The 21,940-nt window shown below is 41.4% G+C and carries 21 protein-coding genes; 2 read left to right on the top strand and 19 right to left on the bottom strand.

Annotation, left to right across the window (positions count from 1 at the left end; translation table 11 throughout):
* Nucleotides 1-97: 97 nt before the first annotated feature.
* From dnaI to B2V22_RS04185, 8 genes are all read right to left on the bottom strand, one after another.
* Nucleotides 98-1,042, bottom strand: a complete 945-nt coding sequence (gene dnaI, locus B2V22_RS04220) for a primosomal protein DnaI (protein WP_290490730.1) — start codon at nt 1,040-1,042, stop codon at nt 98-100.
* 2 nt (nt 1,043-1,044) lie between these two features.
* Nucleotides 1,045-2,595, bottom strand: a complete 1,551-nt coding sequence (locus tag B2V22_RS04215; protein WP_290490729.1) for a DnaD domain protein — start codon at nt 2,593-2,595, stop codon at nt 1,045-1,047.
* 22 nt (nt 2,596-2,617) lie between these two features.
* The gene (gene nrdR / locus B2V22_RS04210) at nt 2,618-3,130 is read right to left on the bottom strand and encodes a transcriptional regulator NrdR (RefSeq protein ID WP_048726744.1); all 513 of its coding nucleotides are present in this window, start codon (nt 3,128-3,130) and stop codon (nt 2,618-2,620) included.
* A 79-nt stretch (nt 3,131-3,209) separates the two neighbouring features.
* Nucleotides 3,210-3,818, bottom strand: coding sequence for a dephospho-CoA kinase (gene coaE / locus B2V22_RS04205; RefSeq protein ID WP_048726746.1), 609 nt, complete (start codon nt 3,816-3,818; stop codon nt 3,210-3,212).
* Between the two features lie 40 nt (nt 3,819-3,858).
* Nucleotides 3,859-4,692 (bottom strand): DNA-formamidopyrimidine glycosylase, encoded by an 834-nt coding sequence (gene mutM / locus B2V22_RS04200; protein WP_225968913.1) that lies wholly within the window; start codon nt 4,690-4,692, stop codon nt 3,859-3,861.
* Between the two features lie 168 nt (nt 4,693-4,860).
* Nucleotides 4,861-7,584 (bottom strand): DNA polymerase I, encoded by a 2,724-nt coding sequence (gene polA, locus B2V22_RS04195; RefSeq protein WP_290490793.1) that lies wholly within the window; start codon nt 7,582-7,584, stop codon nt 4,861-4,863.
* A complete protein-coding gene (locus tag B2V22_RS04190) occupies nt 7,535-8,080 on the bottom strand; it encodes a dehydrogenase (RefSeq protein ID WP_048726753.1) in 546 nt (181 codons plus the stop codon). Before B2V22_RS04190 ends, polA begins: the two co-directional genes overlap by 50 nt.
* A gap of 195 nt (nt 8,081-8,275) precedes the next feature.
* Nucleotides 8,276-9,535: an ArgE/DapE family deacylase gene (locus tag B2V22_RS04185; protein ID WP_290490728.1), complete on the bottom strand. Its 1,260-nt coding sequence runs from the start codon at nt 9,533-9,535 to the stop codon at nt 8,276-8,278.
* Between the two features lie 276 nt (nt 9,536-9,811).
* Here B2V22_RS04185 and B2V22_RS04180 point away from each other — a divergent pair, with 276 nt between their 5' ends.
* On the top strand, nt 9,812-10,483 hold the full coding sequence (locus B2V22_RS04180) for a histidine phosphatase family protein (RefSeq protein ID WP_290490727.1): 672 nt from the start codon (nt 9,812-9,814) through the stop codon (nt 10,481-10,483).
* 427 nt (nt 10,484-10,910) lie between these two features.
* On the opposite strand, the gene B2V22_RS04175 is transcribed toward B2V22_RS04180, so the two are convergent.
* The 6 genes from B2V22_RS04175 to B2V22_RS04150 all read right to left on the bottom strand — a co-directional run bounded on the left by B2V22_RS04175 (nt 10,911) and on the right by B2V22_RS04150 (nt 15,480).
* Nucleotides 10,911-11,444, bottom strand: coding sequence for a dihydrofolate reductase family protein (locus B2V22_RS04175; protein ID WP_290490726.1), 534 nt, complete (start codon nt 11,442-11,444; stop codon nt 10,911-10,913).
* A 356-nt stretch (nt 11,445-11,800) separates the two neighbouring features.
* Nucleotides 11,801-12,313, bottom strand: coding sequence for a 2-amino-4-hydroxy-6-hydroxymethyldihydropteridine diphosphokinase (gene folK / locus B2V22_RS04170; RefSeq protein WP_290490725.1), 513 nt, complete (start codon nt 12,311-12,313; stop codon nt 11,801-11,803).
* 2 nt (nt 12,314-12,315) lie between these two features.
* The gene (gene folB / locus B2V22_RS04165; protein ID WP_290490724.1) at nt 12,316-12,717 is read right to left on the bottom strand and encodes a dihydroneopterin aldolase; all 402 of its coding nucleotides are present in this window, start codon (nt 12,715-12,717) and stop codon (nt 12,316-12,318) included.
* Between the two features lie 12 nt (nt 12,718-12,729).
* A complete protein-coding gene (gene folP / locus B2V22_RS04160) occupies nt 12,730-13,569 on the bottom strand; it encodes a dihydropteroate synthase (RefSeq protein ID WP_290490723.1) in 840 nt (279 codons plus the stop codon).
* 33 nt (nt 13,570-13,602) lie between these two features.
* The gene (gene folE / locus B2V22_RS04155) at nt 13,603-14,160 is read right to left on the bottom strand and encodes a GTP cyclohydrolase I FolE (protein WP_290490792.1); all 558 of its coding nucleotides are present in this window, start codon (nt 14,158-14,160) and stop codon (nt 13,603-13,605) included.
* Between the two features lie 42 nt (nt 14,161-14,202).
* Nucleotides 14,203-15,480, bottom strand: a complete 1,278-nt coding sequence (locus tag B2V22_RS04150; protein ID WP_290490722.1) for a bifunctional folylpolyglutamate synthase/dihydrofolate synthase — start codon at nt 15,478-15,480, stop codon at nt 14,203-14,205.
* A gap of 436 nt (nt 15,481-15,916) precedes the next feature.
* Between B2V22_RS04150 and B2V22_RS04145 the strand changes: the two genes are divergently transcribed.
* On the top strand, nt 15,917-16,873 hold the full coding sequence (locus tag B2V22_RS04145) for a glutathione S-transferase family protein (protein ID WP_290490721.1): 957 nt from the start codon (nt 15,917-15,919) through the stop codon (nt 16,871-16,873).
* A 94-nt stretch (nt 16,874-16,967) separates the two neighbouring features.
* On the opposite strand, the gene B2V22_RS04140 is transcribed toward B2V22_RS04145, so the two are convergent.
* The 5 genes from B2V22_RS04140 to B2V22_RS04120 all read right to left on the bottom strand — a co-directional run bounded on the left by B2V22_RS04140 (nt 16,968) and on the right by B2V22_RS04120 (nt 21,592).
* The gene (locus B2V22_RS04140) at nt 16,968-18,248 is read right to left on the bottom strand and encodes an MFS transporter (protein ID WP_290490720.1); all 1,281 of its coding nucleotides are present in this window, start codon (nt 18,246-18,248) and stop codon (nt 16,968-16,970) included.
* A gap of 14 nt (nt 18,249-18,262) precedes the next feature.
* On the bottom strand, nt 18,263-18,610 hold the full coding sequence (locus B2V22_RS04135) for an iron chaperone (protein WP_290490719.1): 348 nt from the start codon (nt 18,608-18,610) through the stop codon (nt 18,263-18,265).
* Nucleotides 18,611-18,613: 3 nt separating this feature from the next.
* Entirely contained in the window at nt 18,614-19,210 is a 597-nt protein-coding gene (locus tag B2V22_RS04130) for a uracil-DNA glycosylase family protein (RefSeq protein ID WP_290490718.1), read from the bottom strand.
* 21 nt (nt 19,211-19,231) lie between these two features.
* On the bottom strand, nt 19,232-19,558 hold the full coding sequence (locus tag B2V22_RS04125) for an ADP-ribosylglycohydrolase family protein (RefSeq protein WP_290490717.1): 327 nt from the start codon (nt 19,556-19,558) through the stop codon (nt 19,232-19,234).
* A gap of 231 nt (nt 19,559-19,789) precedes the next feature.
* Nucleotides 19,790-21,592, bottom strand: coding sequence for a M3 family oligoendopeptidase (locus tag B2V22_RS04120; RefSeq protein ID WP_290490716.1), 1,803 nt, complete (start codon nt 21,590-21,592; stop codon nt 19,790-19,792).
* Nucleotides 21,593-21,940 lie beyond the last annotated feature (348 nt).

Raw genomic sequence — 21,940 nt, 5'->3', positions numbered from 1 at the left:
TTCATCTAGCTCCTATATGATATAAGTATAGCTTATCATTTTAAAGTTAAGTGTACAAATATTTCGACGTTAAAATGACGATAAAAAAAAGAAGGTATTAACCGTTACGACGGTCTCTACCTCCAACTATAATTTCTTCACTTAAATACTTGATTCTTTCCATGATACGGGCAGATTTAGCCACATCTACTCCTTCTCTAGTCGTCGTTAGAAATTCTTCTAACTCAGCCATAGAGAAGTTAGAGGTAAAGAATGTCGATAACTGTTCTTGCATCCGGTACTGCAAAATAACACCTAAGACATCATCTCGCACCCATTCACTATTGGATTCAGCACCAATATCATCCAGTACCAAGACTTGCGCTTGCTTGATTTCATTAACTCTTTGGTCAACCGTATTGGTCCGAATACGTGATTTCAGATCTACTAACAATTCTGGGTAATGCACCAAAGTAGATTTGACCCCATGCTCAGCCAAAGTATTGACTAAAGCTGCTAAGATGTGGGTTTTCCCAACACCAAATTGCCCGTGTAAATACAAACCTTTATGATAAGCATTTGGCTTACTAGTATAGGCTGAGATGAATTGCAGACTCTTTTGAATCGCTTCAAATCGGTCTTGATAGTCATCTTTCGTCATCTTTTCAAAAGAAGCTGATCGCAGACTTTTCGGCATCGAGACCATAGTCACCCGCTTGTTTAATTCTTCGGCCTCTTGTTGCTGGATAAAGGCTTCAGTTGGATGATAATCCACATCGATAAAGTTCACGTTCATAATCAAATTGGGCGCATATTGGACAAATTTCTTTTGGCCCAAAGCATCATTGCCGTTCTCGCGGGCAAACTCATATAATTTTGAAAATGATTTCTTCACAATTTCATCTTCAAAGCTTAATTGATGTTTGGCAAGAAAAGCCTGAACATCTGGGTCACTTTGGACTATCCCTTCAATTTTGGCTTGTCGCTCTTTGAACATAGGATTGCGGTTGAACTGCTGTTTTAAGGAGTCGCCCACATTTTTCATTTGGTTGTCATCAGCCATACTTATTCACCTTCTTTGGGATTTAATGATTGTAGTAATTGTTGAATTTCTGCTTCTTGGGCACTTAAGGTTGCCTTATTTTCTTGCTTAACTGCCGTGTCTTGCTTAGGCATTTCTTGGTCACTTGCCTTTGGCGCCGCCACTGGTTTTTGATATTTATCCTGTCTTGAATCAGGGTCTAACCATTTTGGCTTAACCGACTGCTTCTGCGTCTGATAACGACCTTTAGCCATCCGGTTTTTTTGCCGTTTTTCATAATTTTCAGCACTCTTCTGCTTACGTTGCTTCAAGTATAACATGGCTTCCTCAGGCTCAACCACCTTGTTTTGACGCCAATCATCAGCAACACTCTCTAGGTATGAGCGCGTCAGCCGATTCTGTTCCAACTCAATCAAACAATATTGGACCATTACATTTAAGGTCGCCGGCTGAATCACCTCTAATTTGATCAACTCGGTAATAGCGTTCCCCTCAGACTTCGTCAGATAGCCACCCTTTTGTTCCTTAATCGACTTCGCAAAAGCAATTGGTGGATAAGACCTAGCCAATTTAGAAAATGACAACTCTTCTTGTGAAAGCCCTTTGCCTAACCATATTTGATCAGCTTGGTCTGCTTGTTGGCGGTCTTTGGTCTCTGAAACTGTGATCCGGTCCGTTAAACCGCTACTAGTCCCTTGTGTAGATGCCTTTGCTGGGTGAATATTGCTTGTACTCGTTTGATTACTCGACCGGTCTAAAGCCAGACGTTGTAACTTGCGTACGTCAATCTTATTGGTCCTTAGATCAGTCGCTGATAAGGCCAATTCTTTCAAGTCCACTTCATCAAAACCATAGAGTTGATGTAAGGATACAAACATCTCTCTCACGTCATCTGTAATGGCTTTTTCAGAGATGAATGACGATTGCAGCAACTCTTTTAAGGTGTTCATATTCAAGGTTGAACTAGTAATTGTAGTTGCCTTGGTTTGGCTATTCTTAGCTACCAACTTATCCTCAATCTCATCAGAAATTGGAAAGTACTGGCTTGGTAATCGGTAGACATCCTGGAAGGTGGCGGTCACTTCCGTCCAATCTCCTGATTTTAAATCCATCGGCATTTTGATGGAAAACTTATCTAACATCAATTGATAGCGGTCTTGACCCAACCGGTCCATTAATAGACTAGACATAATTGGATCAGAGAAAATATGCTTAGAATCCAATGGTGCTTGTAATTGATAAATCGTCGTCACATCATCTTGGCTTGTGTGACTACTTTTTTCAAAAACTTGTAATAAGCCAATTGCTTCAAGTTGCCGTCTGGCCTTCACGTATTGCTCCTTACCGGCCACCATTTGTTCCATCAAATCGAAGTGGCGCAAAGGGATTGAGGCAAAGTCAGACAATTGAATATTGGCATATAAAGTCTGGTAAAAGGCGTAGGCAATGCCACCAATAATGGGTTGGTATAGGTGAAGTAGGACTTGCTGGTCAATATCTGAAATCCAGTGGGGTTGGGTAATTTGAACAAGCCCTTTTGGATCTAAATTTTGCCATGGGTATGTCACTGGCATTACCCTCCCTTCTGTGAAATATTTAGTCTGCTACATGACCTTGGTTTGACTCTTCGGGATTCACGTCGCTTTCAGCCTGGTCATTCCGCCCTCTTAATCGCTCGATTTCTCTTAGGAAAACAGTCGGATCCTCAAATTGTCGGTATACGCTAGCATAACGAATATAAGCCACTTCATCAATATCTGGTAAAGCTGCCATCAACAACTCCCCAATTTCAGAAGCTGGCACCTCATTTTGGCTACGAGACCGCAACTCAGATTCAACGTCATTGGCTAACTGTTCAAGTTGGTCAGCTGATACAGGACGCTTTTCAGCAGAACGGATCAGACCACGTAAAACTTTCTCATGAGAAAATTCCTCTCTGGTTCCGTCACGTTTAACGACTAATAAGGGGGTTCGTTCGATGCGCTCGAAAGTGGTAAAACGGGCGCCACATTCTAAGCACTCTCGACGTCGGCGAATAGAGGTATTATTCTCCGCTGGTCGACTATCAATTACTTTTAAATTGGTTGAAGCACAATTTGGACATTGCATATATTTGACACCTCTGCTTTCAATTTTAATATACTTGAATAATTGCTCGATTTATTATAGCACAAAGGCTATTCAACCACTATTTTAGCGGTTGAAAACCAGAGATGCCAATCCATGCATCCAGTTGTTGTTCAGTATTTGGAATAGAACCCGAATTATCAATCACCACATCCGCCATCATGGCTTTTCGTTCAATGGACATTTGACAAGTCATTCGTTGAAAAGCTTCAACTGAGGTTAAGTTATCCCGCTGTATTAACCGGTCTAATTGAATGGTTTCTGACACATAAATAACCATCACCTGGTCACATGCATCCGCGAAATTCCCTTCAAATAATAAAGGAATATCCATGACAATCAGTTCATGGCCTTCCGCTTCATACTTGTCTTTTTGACTGTTTAACCAGTCGCGAATAGGTTGACGTAATAGTTCATTCAGTTTCTCTCGTTCCTTATCATCTGAGAAGATAATTTGGCCCAGTTTTTTGCGGTCTAAAACCCCATTAGGAAAGACAATATCCTCTCCAAAATGCGCTTTAACTGACTCTAAACCTGGTTGTCCGGGTTCAACAACCACCCGTGCCCCGTAATCTGCATCGATGACTGGAAACCCGGCTTTCTTAAAAAATTTACTTGCTGTTGATTTACCTGTGGCAATACTGCCGGTTAGTCCTAAAATATGACTCATAGTGCCTCCGTTTTAATTTAAATAGATGATGTAATATATTTCACTGCAAGTGAATGCGCTGGCAATGTGGACAGAAATGCGTTCCTCTTTTAGCCACGCTAATTTTCTCAATCTCAGTGCCGCATCGTGGACAGGGTTGTCCCTTTTTCCCGTAGGCCTTTAAATAATCGGCAAATTGACCATTCTCACCAAAGGTATTGGTATAGGTTCGAATCGTTGTCCCACCAACTTCAATGGCTGACGCCATAATCCGACGACTCTCAGTGATAATGGCTTGGATTTCCTCATCATATAACGATCTAGCGCTTTGTTCAGGGTGGATTTTCGCTGCAAATAAGATTTCATCCGCATAAATATTGCCAATTCCCGCAATAACCCCTTGATCTAAGAGTACTGCCTTGATGGATCTTGTTGTCTTATCAAATCGTTTTTGCAGATAAGTAAAGGTTAAACCGTTTGGCTCAGGACCTAATTTCAGCTTGGCAATCTCTGCTTCAGTATCCGCCTTTTCAACCATATGAATCCGGCCAAACTTCCGAACATCTCGGTAACGAAGGTCATGACCGTCAGTCAGATGACAAATAACATGGGTATATTGGTCTACCGGGCTATCGGTTGGCTCATATAGGTATTTGCCTTCCATTCGTAAATGGGCAATCCATGTCACATCTGTCCAATAGAAAAGTAAAAATTTCCCTACTCGACCTACTTTCTCTAATTGCTGGCCGGGCATCCGTCTCTCAAAAGCCTCCACGCCACCTTCTGCCTGAATAATTCTTGGCCAAGTCACTGTCACAGACGATACTTTCTTGCCAATAACAATTTCTTCTAGACCACGTCTAACCGTCTCCACTTCCGGCATCTCTGGCATCATTACACCACTTTCTACTATCTCTTCTTTATTCTATTCTAATGCAAAACCTGCCTATTGAAAAGACAAGCAGGAGGCAAACCTTGCAAGATATCTGACATACTTGTTCATTTTATTCCATAGGATAGAAAAGAGGTGCCAGTTTGTTTTCACTGCACCTCTTTTTATTCATTATTTAGCTTCATACCAAGTTGCACCGTAATTAGATTCAATTTCTAATGGCACATCTAGTTGAGCTGCTGACCCCATGATTTCAGTTACTAATTTCTCTAGTGTCTCAATTTCATCTTTTGGCACTTCAAAAACCAACTCATCGTGGATTTGTAATAACAGATTAGCTTGTAACTTATGTTCTTTTAAAGCTTCATCCATCTTTACCATCGCAATTTTAATGATATCCGCTGCGGTACCTTGAATTGGCGTATTCATGGCATTACGTTCAGCAAATGAACGAACATTGAAGTTCTTCGATTTCAAATCAGGTAAGTAGCGACGACGGTTAAATAGGGTTTCTACATAACCATCTTCTTTGGCCTTCTCTACAACATTCTTCATGTAAGTTTGAACACCTGGATAGTTTTCCAAGTAAGTATCAATAAAGTTCTTAGCTTCTGGACGAGAGATATTCAAATTTTGGCTCAAACCATAGTCAGAAATCCCATAGACAATCCCAAAGTTTACCGCCTTGGCGTTCCGTCTCATATTAGAGGTCACTTCTTCTTTAGCCACATTATAGACTTTCATAGCTGTTGAAGTATGGATATCTTCGTGGTTGTTGAAGGCTTCTTGCATGTGCTTGTCACCAGAAATATGGGCTAAAACTCGTAATTCAATTTGTGAATAGTCACTTGAAAAGATAACCCAGTCTTCGTGACTTGGCACAAAGGCTTTACGGATACTCCGACCTTCTTCAGAACGGATTGGGATGTTTTGTAAGTTTGGATCAGCTGATGATAAACGACCTGTTGAAGTTAAGGTCTGTTGGAAACGAGAATGAATTTTACCATCCTCGTGGATAAACTCTTGTAATCCTTCAACATAAGTTGATTGCAATTTATTCAATTGGCGGTAATTTAAAATCAAGTCGATGATTGGTGCTTGGCCAGCCAATTTTTCCAAAACATCTTGGGCTGTAGAATAACCAGTCTTCGTTTTCTTAATCACTGGTAAGCCCATTTCTTCAAACAAGATAACGCCTAATTGTTTAGGTGAATTCACATTGAATTCGTGACCAGCTTCCTTCCAGATATTGGCTTCAAGGCCGTCGATAATCTCTTGGAATTCAGCCTGCATAGTGACTAATTGTTGTTTGTCCACTGAAATCCCTAAAATTTCAAGGTTTGCTAATACTAAAGCCAATGGTAACTCTATTTTTCGGTACAAGTCATCCATTTGATTGGCTTCTAGTTGCGGGCGAATAGTTTCTTGCAGTCGTGCGATAATATGCACTTTACGGGCAATGTGTTCGTACATGGTTTCAGTTTCTTCAGGTACGCTCCGTTTAGCCCCTTTGCCATAAATAGACTCATCATAAGACAAGTCATCCATATCAAATTCGCGTGCCACTTCAGCCAAGTCGTTAGAATTATCACGGGCATGGAGTAAATACGACCCAATTAAGACATCATCTACAACCCCTGCAAAGTCGATGTCTACATAATCTAGCATCACTTTCGTCCGCTTGGCATCAAATACCACTTTTGTGACTTGCTCATCCGATAACCATGCTTTAAATAAATCAGCCTGTAGTAAGCTAGCATCTCCGGTAAATATTTCACTACCATTCGTCCATGCAATAGCCACAACCTCTGAATCATGGTAGTTTTTACTCAAGTTTTCAAGGTAAATCGCGTACCCATCCGCTACAGCTTCACTTGGGAAATGGTCCCCTGTTAAATCCTCAGCAGACGCCACATGCGTATAGGTAACCTCTTCCCAATCTTCTGTCAACAAGTCCGCCTGGTCTGAATTTTCCAGTAAACGTGACATAAAACCATTAAAGTTCATATCCTTGTAAAATGACATCAGCGGTTCAAGCTGTTTGCCTTTATAAGGTAACTCAGCTAAGTCAATCTTCACGGGTGCATCCAGTTCAATACGTGCCAACTTTTTAGACAGCATCGCATTGTCTTTTTCGTTGATCAGATTCTCTTTACGCTTCGATTTCTTCATGTCGTCAATTTGTTCGTACATCTCTTCCATTGACCCATATTCATGTAATAATTTTAAGGCCGTCTTTTCACCAATGCCTGACACACCAGGATAGTTATCCGAAGAATCCCCCATTAACCCCTTCATATCAATGATTTGTTCAGGCGTAATCCCCATATCTTCCATAATCGAAGTTGACGTATAAGACACTAATTCAGATACCCCTTTTTTGGTGATATCTACCCGGACATTGTCACGCGCTAATTGCGTTAAATCTTTGTCCCCGGAAATCACGACAACATCAAATTCTTCAGGGTCTACTTTAGTCGCAAAAGTCCCGATAATGTCGTCTGCCTCATAGTTAGTCAAGTCATAATGCGCAACCCCAAAGGCATCTAGGAGCACATTGAAAAATGGCATCTGCTCTCTAAACTCAGATGGTGTTGATTGACGCCCACCTTTATATTCATCAAAGAATTCGTTTCTGAAAGTCGTTTTACCTGCGTCCCACGCCACCAAGGCATGCGTCGGTTGTTCTTTTTCCAAGATATTATTCATCATTTCATGAAAAGCAAACAAGGCATTGGTATGCATACCATTTTTGTTTACGAATGAATCGATATTATGGATGGCATAGAAAGAACGAAAAGCCAGAGATGACCCGTCAAATAGGACGAGCTTCTTCTTTTCTTTATTAGTACTCAATTGAGTCGCCTCCTGAAATTCGTTGGAATACACCTGCATCAATCGTTTCAGCGTCATTTTGTAGATGCTCTAGTGGTGGTAAAACAGTCAACATAGCATCTAAGACACGGTCGTCATCAGTGGAATTGGTAAACTTCCCAATACAGTGAATCGTCACGAATTGTTTCAATTCTTCTACACGGATAACCTCAAATTCAAACGTGATGATTGAGTTATGTGGAATAGAATGGATGATATTGATGTTCATTTCAACTAAACGAGAACCTGGACCAGGGAAATTCATCGATACTGTACGTGTAATAATCCCCATTAAGGCGATTGGTGGTACAACAACCTCGCCTGGCGTAAGGCCAGCTTTATGTGACGTTTGTTGTAGGTATGCGGGGTTCGAGTCTGAGGTAACCCCCATGTATAACAAGACATCTCGCTCTCTAATCGATTCAGTTACACGGAAAGTATCGCCAACTTTGATTGCTTGAAGGGTTTTACCCATTGCAGCTTGTTCTTGCGTCTCTTCTAAATTATGTTCTACCATATTCATACACCCCTACGATTATTTTATGATCATGTCGTTTCCAACGGTTATTTGTTGCGAAAAAAGCAACAGTCTCTCCCATATTTTATCAAATAAACTGGATATATGCGACAAATACAATAGTATGGTGGTAGACACCATTGTACCGGCTGCAAAAAAGCTACGACCAGAATGTCATAGCTTTTTTAACCAATTTTATTTGTTCTCTATATAAGTGGCTAACAAGTCAATGTATAAGTCAACGAATGTTAGATACTCGTCCTTGTCCACGTATTCATCAATTTGGTGGGATGTTGTTGATCCTGGGCCAAAGATGATGATTGGGTAGCCAGCTGGTTTGTTGGCAACAAAGTTTGCCCCATCCGTACCACCAGTCATTGGCACAACTTCCAAGTCTTGGTTTAGGTATGTAGCCCCTAGTGTTTTGGTTAATTGTACTAGGTCTGAATCAACCCCACCATTCAACGGTTTTAAGTCTAGGGTTAATTGTAGGTCGAAGTCTGCCCCTTTATCCAAGAATTCTTGGTAAACTTCAGAAAATACGCCTTTAACTGCTTCATTATCGAATTCAGGAACTGTGCGAATGTTAAAGACTACTTCTGCGTGATCAGGAATCGTATTCACTTGGTCACCACCACGGAATACCGTCACGTTAAAGGTTGGCTGTTTCAATAATTGGTCTAATTCTTGGTTACCGGCGTCGTCACCTTCAACTGCTCCGTATAAATTCAATACTGGCGAGAAGTCTAATTGACCAAAGCTGATATCTTTTGTTGCTTCCTTGAATGCTTTTTTGAAGGCTAACGCAAAGTCCATCAACGGGTCAATGGCGTTGATGCCACCACGTGGTCTAGATGAATGAACAGATTTACCGCGTGAAGACACCACAAAGTTCATGGAACCCTTGTGAGATGGGTGAATCATCCCTGTTGTTGGTTCACCAATTACAATCGCGTCAACGTCAGATACATAACCTGCTTCCTCTAGTTGGATTGAACCGACAGCCCCGTTCTCCTCGTTGTATGTCGCTAACAAGCGTAAAGTACCGCGTTCTAATAATCCTTGTTCTTTAATTTCGATCATGGCGATCACTAAGGCAGCCAATCCACCTTTCATATCTGTAGATCCACGGCCGAATAGTTTCCCGTCGCGCTCAGTCAATGTGTAAGGATCAGACATCCAAGCCTCCGCATTCCCTGCCGAAACCACATCCATATGACCAGAAATAGCTAATACTGGTGAACCCGATCCGATTTCAGCTACCAAGTTGGCACGGCCAGGAATCCCTGTTGGAATCACTTTAGAATCGATCCCATACTCGCCTAGTAGGGCTGCAAGATAATTAGCCACATCTTCCTCATTGCGGTCTACAGTCTCGATGGCCACAATATCGCTTAAAATTTTAATTTTCTCTTCATCAGTAAATACTTTAGCTGCTTTTGTCAAAAAGAACACTCCTCATTTTTCTGCCATTTCCTCTGGCATTCGTCATATATTCCCCATTTTAGCACGAATTTTTGCCTATAAATAACAAATTGCTCATGAGATTTCAATCATGGGTGTTCGCTTTTATTGAATTATCTATACGAATACTTTTCTAAGCAGAATTAACCAACATTTCACATGAGGCCAGCAAATATATTATTTATTATGGAAATCGTTTTCATAAAGCCTTTCTTATGCTAGAATGAAGTTAACATCAAATATCAAAACATGAGAGGAGTGAATATTATGGCAGCTATCCATTATTACTTTGTCCGTCATGGTGAAACGACCGCCAATGCAAACCAACGCGTCCAAGGATGGGCAGATTCACCAGTTACACGCGCCGGCATGGGTGTAGTCGACCAAGTAGCCGAAACACTATCAGATGTGCCCTTTGACCTAGCCTACACCAGTGATTTAGACCGGTGTATTGAAACAGGTGAGCGCATCTTAATGAAACAAGAAAATGATATCCAACTATTCCCAGTTGAAGGCTTTAGAGAGTACAACTTCGGTGGTTTAGAAGATCAAGATATCGAGAAGGTGTGGCCAAAATCCATTAGCCAATTAGTTGACGAGATGCGGATCAACCAAATCCCCTCCACCCAATACGTGCCACTAATTATTGAAAATCTTGTCGAGCGAGATGAAGAAGGCAATTCAGAAGACTTTATCACCTTCTGGAACCGAATTGAAGAAGCGATGTTGGATATCCACGACGACGCCCTAGAAGTCCGCATGGAAACCCAAAAGAAAGACATCCACGTCTTAATCGTTAGCCACGACATGCCCATTCGCTTCTTCCTCCATGAAGTCTTACCAGAATTTGACTTAAAAGAAGATTTAGATTATGGTCACTATGCCCATGTTGTCTATACTAAAGGTGCCTACGAACTAGAAGAATTTAATCAAGTTTAGTCAGACAACCTTCGAAAAAAAGACCACAAATAAAAAAAGCTAGCTTCACGTCTTGTTTCCTGTCTATAACAAGGAATGGTCTTGGTAAGCTAGCTTATTTTGGGATGGTTAAGGTCTAAATTTTTCAATTACAGCTAGCATTTCTTCAGCAAAATAGTCTAACTATGGGTCAATAAAATCTTGTAGGTAGATGCTTTCTTGACGACTCTAACCCTCCGAATCTTTCTTTATTTCTATTAAGACTTTATTAGTCATGGCTGAATAATAGTTGATTTCTGAATGCCCATTTCAACTGCTTCGGCAATTTCACTATCAGCGTTTGATGATTCATCGTGTATAACTAATGGGGTATCCACCAATTACCTCACCTCTTCCAAAATAAAGCGTTTTAATTTACAGGTGTATTATCATAATTTCGTATTATATTCTAACGTCTATGATAAATATGAATGGTCAACCCACCCATCACATCCACTTGGTCCAGTTGCAAGGGAATAGATTCGTCCATTTCATAAAATAAAGGCTTCCCTTTACCCAGAATAATTGGCACGGTCCCGATGATATATTCATCAATCGCATTGGTTGCCATAAAGGGTTTCAGCATAATCCCACCACCATACAAGTAAATATTATGGTCTTGCTTCTTCTTCGCCAACATAAATTTCACAATTTGCCCTGGTTTGACAAAATGGATATTGCCTTCGTTTGGCCGCTTTTCATTTGTCACAACGTATATGGTTTTTGATGGAAAATCTGCTGCAAAACCAATTTTATAAGACTGGTGTCCCATGACAATAATGTCATAAGCATCAAAAAAGGCTTCTAGCGAATACGGTGAATCACTGGTTGATACATCCCTTAAATTCGGACCCGCAACCCCTTCAATAAAATCAAATTGATCATCCAAATCCGCAATATAACCATCCACACTTTGGACAATACTCAAAGCAATCTTACCCATGAAATCCCCTTTCTAAACATCTTAAAGTACAGTCAGAATAATATATCAATAATTAAACATTGGTGTCACTCCTTGATAACAAGCGAATCATCCATTGCTTACTGTGTAAACTAGTTATGATGGTTTGATTAACGAGAAATTCAGGAATAATTGTTAGCTATAATAGCCGAGGCTAGAGCGATTCTAGCATGCCTTAGCAGTGAACCAGGATGGTCTGACGTATATCAAGATGTGGGCGGTACGCCTTACAGATTGAATAGTCAGGCAAGCATAGAGACCAGGGCTCTGTGCGGTCCCACTGCAATCAAGCCTATGCTAGAAAAAAGCGTAAGCCGAAGGATTATTGAATTATATATTTACAAGTCTTCCAAAGTTAATCCAGCAACGCGGACATCATCTTTTTCCGCTTGTGGTAATGCATCTCGTAATGCAGAAACTGTTTTGCTTAAGCCTGGTACTTGCCATTGCCCGGCAATATCGGCCGCTGGGCACAAGACAAAAGCCCGTTCATGCATACGGGGATGGGGTACCTGTAAATCATTTGTATCGATGATATTTTCATCTAACAACAAGATATCCACGTCAATGGTACGAGGGCCATTTTTAATGGTTCGTACCCGTTTTTGATCTTGTTCAATGCTTTGACAGAAAGCCAATAAATCAGCTGCTGATAAGTCCGTTTGGATATGCACAACCATATTTAAAAAGTCCTCTTGGTCAAGATAGCCTTTGGGGACCGTTTCATAGATTGGTGAAGTTGCCACTACTTTAATCCCTTCATTTTGCTTAAAGGCTGCCACTGCATTTTTCAAGTGGCCTAGTCGTGGTTCAATGTTAGACCCTAAAGCGATTAATACGTCTGATTGCATGTTTATTTCACCTCGTTCATCTGACTAAACCATGCTCGGTCTCGTTGGATCTCAATGGCTACACTATCGTAAATTCCGCGAATAGGCGGGTCAGGTTTCACTACCTTGATGGTCACTTCTTCAACGAGTGGAAAGTCCCCTAAAATCCGCATGGCTAACTTGTGGGCTAATCGTTCCAATAATTTAGCGGGTGCTTCATGAACCACAACCTCTTCAATAACCGTATAGACATCGGCGTAAGAAACTGAATCATACATATCATCTGATTGGCCAGCTGGCGCCAAGTCTACAGCTAAAATTGCATCCACATTAAACCTTTGCCCAAGCGTTGTTTCTTCAACCAACAAGCCGTGGTTGGCGTAAAATTGCAGATTATTCAAATAAATTTTATCCCTTGTAGCCATCAGAACCCCTCCTTAAATATTCACTGGGTCAATTTGTCCGCGTTTGATTGCATCTGCCACCGCTGCAGCTTCCTTGTTGACTTTCACATTGTGGACCCGAACCATGTCAGCCCCCGATAAGATCCCTGAAACCGTTGTGGCTGCGGTCGCGACGTCGCGTTCATTAGCCGGCACATCCACTAACTTACCCAAAAAGCCTTTTCTTGAAGTAGCCAAAATGACAGGCATATTAAAGCTAGACAATTCTTGTAAGCCTTGGATTGCCAATAAGTTGTCGTCCGCCGTTTTGGCGAAACCAACACCAGGGTCAAGAATCAGCTGGTCGTCACGCATCCCTTGGGCGCGGGCAATATCAATAGAGGTTTGTAGGTCAGCTTTCATCTCTTTCATGATATCGCTATAAGCCTGGTATTCTTCCCGGTTGTGCATCAAAATTAAAGGTGCATCAAAGTCAGCGCAAACCTTGGCAATTGCTGGTTCACGGGTCGCAGCCCACTGGTCGTTAATGATATCTGCACCTGCTTCAAGGGCTTGACGGGCCACCTCAGCCTTCCAGGTATCCACTGAAATCAAGACATCCGAAACTTGACGAATAGCTTGAACTGCTGGCACAACCCGGTTAATTTCTTCTTCAAGGGTAACTGGGACGTGGCCAGGACGGGTCGATTCACCGCCCACATCAATAATATCCACCCCTTCAGCGACCATTCTTTCTACTTGGGCAATCATGTCGTCAGTAGCAACATAGGCCCCGCCATCTGAAAATGAATCAGGGGTCACATTTAAAATACCCATGATCCAAGTGTGGTCGCTCGGGAAATTGAAGGTTTTATTTAATCGTTTAATATACATCTCGTCACAAACTTTCTATGGTCACTGCATCCACTATAAATTCATCATATCTAAAACTTCTTGCCGGCGACCGCGGTCAGTGTATGTGCCACGGGTTGCGTAAGTGACCGTCTTAGCACCTGGTTTCTTGATGCCTCGTAAAGTCATGCACATGTGTTCTGCTTCTAACACGACAAATACGCCTTCTGCCCCTAATTCTTCCGCTAAAACGTCCGCCACTTGGTTGGTTAACCGTTCTTGTAATTGCGGTCTCAAGGCAAAATCTTCGACAATCCGTGCCAATTTAGATAGGCCAATAACCTGCCCGTCTTTTGGAATATAGGCTACATGCGCTTGCCCAATCACTGGTAATAGATGGTGTTCACATGTTGAGTGGAAGGGAATATCCTTCACCAAGACAAATTCTGATGCTGATTCAGAAAAGGTTTTTTCTGTGTGGATTCTAGGGTCTCGATTTAGCCCGTCAAATATTTCCGCATACATTTTGGCTACCCGTTCTGGCGTTTCAACAAGTCCTTCGCGGTCCGGGTTTTCGCCAACTGCAAGCAGTATCTCCCGTACTGCCTTTTCAATTCTTTCCATATCCATTATTGTCACCTTTTCTTAATTAATATTGAACACTCTTTATAATGCTTATAGCCGATTTTTGATGATGTCCCGTAAATAGCCCACAAAGTAGAAGGACCCAAATATACATAAAATGTCTTCTTTATCTAATTGTTGTAAGGCCATTTGTAAGGCTACTGGATCTGATTCAGCCACTTGCACTTTCGTTCCACTTTCTGCAATCATATCAGCCAACTGGTCAGCCGGTAAAGCCCGATTTGAATGCGGTGTTACGGTAATGATTTCTTGAAAAATGGGCGTAATTTCTTTCACCACATGGACCACATCTTTATCTGCCAACATGCCCATAATCGCTATCCTTTTGCCCACTTTTGAAGCTGGATAATGGGTTAAAATCGCTTCTTTCAAGGACAATATCCCATCCATATTATGCGACCCGTCGATAATAATATCGGGTTCAGACGCAATCTTTTCAAATCGAGCTGGCCAAGTGACGGTTGCTAGACCTTGCTTAATTGCTTGTCCAGAAATAAAAACACCCAAACCTTTTAATACATCTATTATTTCAAGGACCAAGGCTGCATTATTGACCTGATAAGGGGCTTGTAGATTAAGGGTATACCTTTGCCCTTTGTAATCAAATGATGGATGCCCTTGTTGGTTGACTACTATTTGGCCAATATCACTTGGGTTGACTTCATGTACCGGCACTTTCAGCTGGTCAGCTTTTTGAAGGATTGCCCTCTTAGCTTCATCAACTTGTGGGTATAAGACGAGAGGTATACCATCTTTCAGAATTCCTGCCTTTTCACCTGCAATTTCGCCCAAGGTGTCGCCAAGAATTTCCTGATGATCCAAGGCAATTTTGGTGATGGCTGTCAGAAGTGGTCGCTCGATGATATTAGTCGCGTCCAATCTACCCCCTAAACCAACTTCTAAGACGACAAAATCTATTTGATTTGCCTCAAAGGTCAACCAAGCAAGTCCGGTAAAGACTTCAAACTCGGTGTAATATTCATCCGGCCCTAGTGCTTTCGTCATCCGGTCAACTTGCGCCATCAATTGGTCGTCACTTATTGGCTGACCGTTGATTTGAATGCGCTCGTTAAAGTCTACTAATGACGGTGAGCTGAACAAGCCAACTTTGTAGCCTGCTTCCTGTAAGATTGTCGCCAACATTTTTGCCGTAGACCCTTTGCCATTAGTGCCTGCGATATGAATGGTTGGGAGTTGATTTTCTGGGTGGTTAAAGTGCGCCATTAATTGTTTCATTGACGCTAGTCCTAACACCATTTCGCCCGCGGGTGCTAGGGGCAACTTTGCTTGAAGTGATTCGTATCGCAATGGTTAAGCCTCTTTCCATGATATTTTGAAAATTGTCTATTTTCAGTTTAACAAAAAACTAGTTTAATTAAGTATAGCTAACTTTCAATTGATAGTCATCCAAGGAAAGTGAATTTAATTATTCAAGAACTATAATAAGTAAAAAAATAATATACCCTCGGTCTCTTAACTACCTATCATTGCCTTAAAATAGGATATGATTCAGGGCGCTCGGATAGGTAATGCTGGAAGAATAGTGCCGTATCACACAAAGTGTGATGCAAATTATTCTGAAGCAGACACCTGTCTGCCCTGTAGAATTCGACTTGTAGTGGTAACAGAAGAGGTTAATTTATTTTCCCATCAACCCCTATCATTTGAGAAATACAGTCGTCTATATTACAATAGTGGTATATTATTTTGAAATCGAATTATCACTTCTAAAAGGAGATGTATTATGGGATTATTAGTAGACGGCGTTTGGAAAGACCAATGGTATGACACAAAATCAACAGGTGGTCGCTTTGTCCGTAAAGATTCACAATTCAGAAACTGGATCACCACTGACGGTTCACCAGGTCCAACAGGTGAAGGTGGGTTTAAGGCTGAAGCTGGACGTTACCACTTATATGTATCACTAGCGTGTCCGTGGGCTAGTCGCACCTTGATGATGCGTAAATTAAAAGGCTTGGAAGACATGATTTCTATTTCTATCGTAAATCCAATCATGTTGGAAAACGGCTGGACATTTGCACCAGACCAAGGTGTGATTGCTGACCCAATTTTAAACGCTGACTTCTTGCACCAAGTTTACACACATGCAGACCCTACCTATACTGGACGTGTAACTGTACCTGTTTTATACGACAAAGAAAAAGATACCATCGTTAACAACGAATCATCTGAAATTATGTTGATGTTAAACTCAGCCTTTGACGAAATTGGTGCCATTGAAGGTGATTACTACCCTGAAGAATTGCGCGACCAAATCAAAGAAATGGATGACTTTGTCTATCCAAACATCAACAACGGTGTTTACAAAGCTGGTTTTGCGACAGACCAAGCTGTTTATGAAGAAGAAGTTGGTCATGTATTTGATGCCTTAGAAAAATTAGACGGTATCCTAGCTGACAAAAAATTCTTATTAGGTGACAAATTAACTACATCTGACATCCGCTTGTTCCCAACCTTAATCCGTTTCGAACATGTCTACTACGGTCACTTCAAGTGCAATATCAAGCACTTAACAGACTTTGAAAATGTATGGCGTTATACCCGTGAAATCTACAACATTGCAGGTATTTCTGATACAGTTGATTTCTACCACATCCAACACCACTACTACGGTAGCCATCCAACAATCAACCCGAACGGTATTATTCCAGCGGGTCCGGCAATCTCTTTAGACATCTAAGGTGACTGCAAGAAATTAAACAAGCCAATACGAAAAAAACTGGTGGTCACTATTAAACGTGACACCAGTTTTTCCTTTTGTTATGACCAAAAGATTACCCTTTCACCCCGTCTTCTTTGACGCCAAGTAACAATGCACCCCCGATAATAAAGAGAATAATCAAACCAAAGACCCCATTCACGGAGTTGCCCGTCATTTGGGTGATAATCCCTAGTAAGGTTGTCCCGATAATAGAAGAGAATTTCCCAAAGACATTGTAGATGCCGAAGAATTCATTCGTTTTGCCTTCTGGTACTAATTTTCCAAACATAGAACGTGACAAGGCTTGTAAGCCACCTTGAGCCGTCCCGACCATACAAGCTAGTATAAAGAAATCAGTCGCTGTTTCCATACTCAAGGCATAGATACAAATGATGATATAAGTCACAATCCCTACATAGATCATTTTCTTGTCCCCGAATCGTTTGGCCAATTGCCCGTATAATACAGTGAATGGAAAGGCCACAATTTGAACAATCAATAAGACCACTACAAGGACTGTCGCTTCAATCCCTATGTCAGTTGCTACAGCCGTTGCCATCGAAATAATCGTCCCTACCCCGTCGATATATAAGAAATAAGCCAATAGGAAAATAAATAACTGACGGTATTGAGCCATGTCTTTGATGGTATTTTTCACCCGTTTAAAGGAATCGCGGATGGGTCTTGGACTTGGGGTAATCCACGATTTTTGTTGAACATTTTGCCAATAAGGAATAGTAAAGGCAAACCACCAAATAGCGGTTAATACAAAGGCTGCTCTGGTTAACCAATCTAGGGTAAATGGCATAGCATCGATATTTAACATAAAGACTAAATATAATAAAAATGGCACACAAGACCCTATGTAGCCCATACCGTAACCCATTGAAGATACGCGAGACATCCGGGTTTTCCCCGTTACATCAAGCAGTGAAGCATCATAAAAGACATTTGACGATGAAAATCCGATATTGGATAAAACATATAAGATTAATAGGATCAACCAAACAATCCCCCATGTCCCACCTGGCGTGAAGGCCATTAATAATACGGAAATAATCCCTAATAAAGTCCCAATCGTAAACAAGGGTTTTCTAAAACCTCGATATTCAGCAATTGACCCTAAAATCGGTGACATCAAGCCTACTAAAGCCGTCCCGATAGAATTGGCATAAGACAGGTAGGCTGTTGAATCTGCGTCCAAAACCCCCGCCCCTTCTGCGATTTCCTTATAAAACAAAGGAAATAGTGTCGATGTGATGACTAAGGAATAAGCTGAATTTCCAATATCCTGTAAAACCCACGACCACTCTTCTTTGGTATAACCCCAAAACTTTTTACCTATCTCTGCCATGACTTGCCTCCGTATTAATATTTTTGCTGTTGATAGTTGTAAACCGCTAATTCAACAATTAAGTCATATGGAATATCTGAATCATAGGGAAATTGTAAGGTCCCTTTAGCTGACCTATAGTCTGAAATCTTATCCCCAAAAACATCAATCGTTTTCGGGAATGGATAAATCCCCAGGTGGCGCTTGTTGGCCGCGTAGTATATAACCACCTTCTTGTCAAAAAGGGTTGGCATGCCATAGGAAATTTTCTCCTGACAAACTGGTAATGCCGATGCTAGCTTATGTCGCAACTTCCTTAAAATAGCTTGGACATCGTCTGCTTGATCTGCAATATAGTCATCGATTGTTGGTATCTGGTCCATTAGCTAACCCTCCTTGATATACGTCTGTATCATCTCTTTAAAATCAGGTAGTACATCTGTCTCAAACCAAGGATTCTTCTTCAGCCACCGTTGGTTTAAAGGTGAAGGATGGACTAAAGGAAAATAATCTGGTAAATAATCCTTGTAATGTCTAACTGTTTCGGTCAGGTTTTTCCGCCGGTCTTTTCCCAAGTAATGTTTCTGTGAATAATTTCCAATCAAGATAATGGTTTCTAGATTGGGCATTTCCTTTATAATTTGCGGGTGAAACTTGTCTGCGAACGCCTTTCTTGGTGGCTTATCCCCCGTTTTGGCCTTACCTGGATAATAGAAATCCATGGGTAACTGGGCAATCAAATCCGTTTCATAGAATAGATCCCTAGAAATCCCCATCCAATCTCTTAACCGGTCTCCCGACTGGTCATTCCAGAATATTTGTGTTTCCTCTACTTTCTTACCTGGTGCTTGGCCGATAATGGCTATTCGGGCATTTTTTGAAGCATAGAAAACAGGCTCAATCCCGCGGTCGGTATAATCCTTGTTATAAGGATCGTCGATAATTTCTTGTTTGATTTCGTCAAAAATGGTTGATTTAGTCATGAAAATCACACACTCCTTTCTCTAGCCAACAATTGATTGCCATTTAGTGAAACTCGCCCTTAAATCATCCGTCAAATAGGTTAATATCTGAACCACTAGCTCATCCGGAATATCTTTGTAATAAACGGGGGCAATGGCCCCAGCCATAGACGCGATTGTATCTGAATCCCTGCCCACTGGTATACCGTGTCGGATGACGTCTTCAAAAGAATCCCCTTCTAATAAGGCTTCAATAGCCGCATCATCTTGGCCGAAAACCAGTTTTAGCGCTGACGTGTCCATGATGGCGTCAGCGACTGCTAGAGTCATGACCGTGTTGTCAGTGAAATGGTTCTTTTTTGTAAACAATTCAACGTCTTTATTTTTGTGATTATGCCGTTCAAAACGTGACCCCACCACATCGCCAATATTGGTGGCAATGACTGCGGTTGTTATTTTCCAACCTCCATAAATTTCACAAAGATTATAATTGAATTCAATATTAGGTTAATTATAGCACGCAACGTTTGTGCATATTGTAAAAAGCAGGTAAAGGAAATATATCCCTACCTGCTTTTAGAAACTTGTTTGTATAGTCTATTAAACTAAATCTTCCGATTCAGCTAAGAATTCTTTTACGTCTGATGCCGCCAAATCAATAGCTGCTTGCCAGAAATCTGGCTTAGTTAGGTCAGCCCCTAAGTGTTTCATAGCCAACTCTTCAGTGGTCATACGTCCGGTATCCTTCAATAAGGCGATGTAGCGTTCTTCAAATCCTTCTGGTGCTTTCAAGTATTCCGCATAGATCCCTAAACTAAACATGTAACCAAATGTATATGGGAAGTTGTAGAATGGCACATCATCGATGAAGAAGTGTAATTTACTTGCCCAGAAATGTGGGTGTAAATCATTGATTGCCCCACCAAATGCTTCTTCTTGAGCTTCTGTCATCAATTCATTTAAGCGACTTTCAGATACAAAACCATCTTGGCGCTCAGTATAAAAGGCTGTTTCAAATAAGAAACGAGACCGGATATTCATGAACATCGCGATGGCATTTTCCATTTTCGCGTTCAATAATTGTAGACGTTCAGACTTACTTTTGGCTTGTTTTAAATTGGCGTTGGCCACAATTGTTTCTGCAAAAGTAGATGCTGTTTCCGCCACATTCATAGCGTATGCTTGGTTAGACGGTGCTTCACTAGTTAAAACGTCAGAGTGGAAGGCATGACCCAATTCGTGGGCCAAGGTTGACGTATCGTTTCTTGAACCTGTAAAGGTCATAAAGATACGGGTTTCATCTTCGTTGATGGTTTCTGTACAGTAACCACCTGGGCGCTTGCCTGGACGGTCTTCCGCCTCAATCCAACGGTTATCCAGAGCTGATTGGGCAAAGTCTGCTAACTTGTCCCCAAAAGTTCTAAAATTTTCTACTACAAAATCTGCCGCTTCATCGTAAGTGAAGGTCGTTGGCTTGGTATCTTCGAAATCTAATGGCGCATCCACATCTTGCCAGTTCAATTCGTCTAAACCAAGTAAAGCCTTTTTCCGGTTTAAAAATTGGACAAAGGTATCTTTATTGTCCGCAACTGCCTGCCACATAGCTTCTACGGTTTCCGCTTTAATACGGTTATATTCTAGTGGTTCCTCCATGAAATCATTGTATCCATGAGCTTTTTGAGTGGTTAACCGGTAGCCAGCCAAATGGTTTAAGATATCAGCGAAGACTGGTCCATATTGGGCAAAAGTTTCTTCCCAAGCAGCGAAAATTTTTGCCCGGTTTTCAGGATTTGGGTCAGCGTACATATTATTCATCGCCTGTCCCACTGAATAATCGTGGTGGCCGTCGTCTAAATCGACCGAAATCGTCATCACTGAAGCCGTCGTAGAATACGTATTTGACCAACCAGATAAGCCGTCGATTTGTAATTCTGACAAAAGGGCTTCCGCTTGATCATCTAGCAGGCGTTTCGCATCGCGACGGTCTTCCTCAAGGGTGAAGGCAATTTCAGCCAAGCGTGGTTCCGCTAAAAAGTTCTGAAATTCGGCATCGCTTAAGGTAGCCAATTGTTTATCTAACCCTTTGCGGGCAATTTCATAATCCTGGTTTAAAGTCGCCACCTTATTAATCGCTGCCGAAGCGGCCTCGTTACGCATGTCTGCATCAGATGCCATTTGGGCGTAGGTGATTAAAGTGGTGAAGTGGTTTAAGTATTGGTCAGCTTGATCAATAATATCCGCAAAAGTTGCTGGTGCACCTGGTGCATGGATATCAAATGCCTGCATGTCATTGATTAAGGCATCTCGTTTTTGGACTAGGGTTTCAAGTGCCTCTTGAAAGGCGTCCCCTGTAACCCCGCCTTGATACATGGCGTCTAAATCCCAAGTGTCATTATATTTCATTTAAAACCCACTCCTCTTGTTTTGTTTTCGTTATCATTATTCTTTCCTATTTTACTCTTGATTACAATTTGTTTCAAATCATTCAGAATTTACTGTACACATAGACCTTTGGCCTATACTTGACCTATCATTTCCTTAAAATCAGGATGTGATGTATGGCGGTCAGACAGGAATTGCTAGAAAAATAGTCCCATATCATGGTGTGAAGTCGGCGTTTACATCTTAAAAAGCTGAACAATTCCTGAAAGTCATTGCCGTATTTTGGTAAATGTCGGAAAAGTTTGACTTTTGAAGCCCGATATTAAGATTATTGTTGGATTAGGTAAAAAGGGCTCTTCGTCAAATAGG

The sequence above is a fragment of the Aerococcus sp. UBA6277 genome (genome assembly GCF_002440555.1).
In the GTDB taxonomy this organism is placed as follows: Bacteria; Bacillota; Bacilli; order Lactobacillales; family Aerococcaceae; genus Aerococcus.
The sequence above is the reverse complement of the archived record's forward strand: the minus strand, read 5'-3'. Positions and strand labels throughout refer to the sequence as shown.

Bases quoted from the DNA above. Each gene is read 5' to 3' on its own strand.
- coaE (WP_048726746.1), bottom strand. From the start codon at position 3,818: ATGAGTCATATTTTAGGACTAACCGGCAGTATTGCCACAGGTAAATCA.
- B2V22_RS04215 (WP_290490729.1), bottom strand. From the start codon at position 2,595: ATGCCAGTGACATACCCATGGCAAAATTTAGATCCAAAAGGGCTTGTT.
- B2V22_RS04140 (WP_290490720.1), bottom strand. From the start codon at position 18,248: ATGGCAGAGATAGGTAAAAAGTTTTGGGGTTATACCAAAGAAGAGTGG.
- dnaI (WP_290490730.1), bottom strand. From the start codon at position 1,042: ATGGCTGATGACAACCAAATGAAAAATGTGGGCGACTCCTTAAAACAG.
- B2V22_RS04130 (WP_290490718.1), bottom strand. From the start codon at position 19,210: ATGACTAAATCAACCATTTTTGACGAAATCAAACAAGAAATTATCGAC.
- folP (WP_290490723.1), bottom strand. From the start codon at position 13,569: ATGTATATTAAACGATTAAATAAAACCTTCAATTTCCCGAGCGACCAC.
- B2V22_RS04175 (WP_290490726.1), bottom strand. From the start codon at position 11,444: ATGGGTAAGATTGCTTTGAGTATTGTCCAAAGTGTGGATGGTTATATT.
- B2V22_RS04190 (WP_048726753.1), bottom strand. From the start codon at position 8,080: ATGGTAGAACATAATTTAGAAGAGACGCAAGAACAAGCTGCAATGGGT.
- folB (WP_290490724.1), bottom strand. From the start codon at position 12,717: ATGGCTACAAGGGATAAAATTTATTTGAATAATCTGCAATTTTACGCC.
- mutM (WP_225968913.1), bottom strand. From the start codon at position 4,692: ATGATGCCAGAGATGCCGGAAGTGGAGACGGTTAGACGTGGTCTAGAA.
- B2V22_RS04145 (WP_290490721.1), top strand. From the start codon at position 15,917: ATGGGATTATTAGTAGACGGCGTTTGGAAAGACCAATGGTATGACACA.
- B2V22_RS04180 (WP_290490727.1), top strand. From the start codon at position 9,812: ATGGCAGCTATCCATTATTACTTTGTCCGTCATGGTGAAACGACCGCC.
- nrdR (WP_048726744.1), bottom strand. From the start codon at position 3,130: ATGCAATGTCCAAATTGTGCTTCAACCAATTTAAAAGTAATTGATAGT.
- polA (WP_290490793.1), bottom strand. From the start codon at position 7,584: ATGCAGGTGTATTCCAACGAATTTCAGGAGGCGACTCAATTGAGTACT.
- B2V22_RS04120 (WP_290490716.1), bottom strand. From the start codon at position 21,592: ATGAAATATAATGACACTTGGGATTTAGACGCCATGTATCAAGGCGGG.
- B2V22_RS04135 (WP_290490719.1), bottom strand. From the start codon at position 18,610: ATGGACCAGATACCAACAATCGATGACTATATTGCAGATCAAGCAGAC.
- folK (WP_290490725.1), bottom strand. From the start codon at position 12,313: ATGCAATCAGACGTATTAATCGCTTTAGGGTCTAACATTGAACCACGA.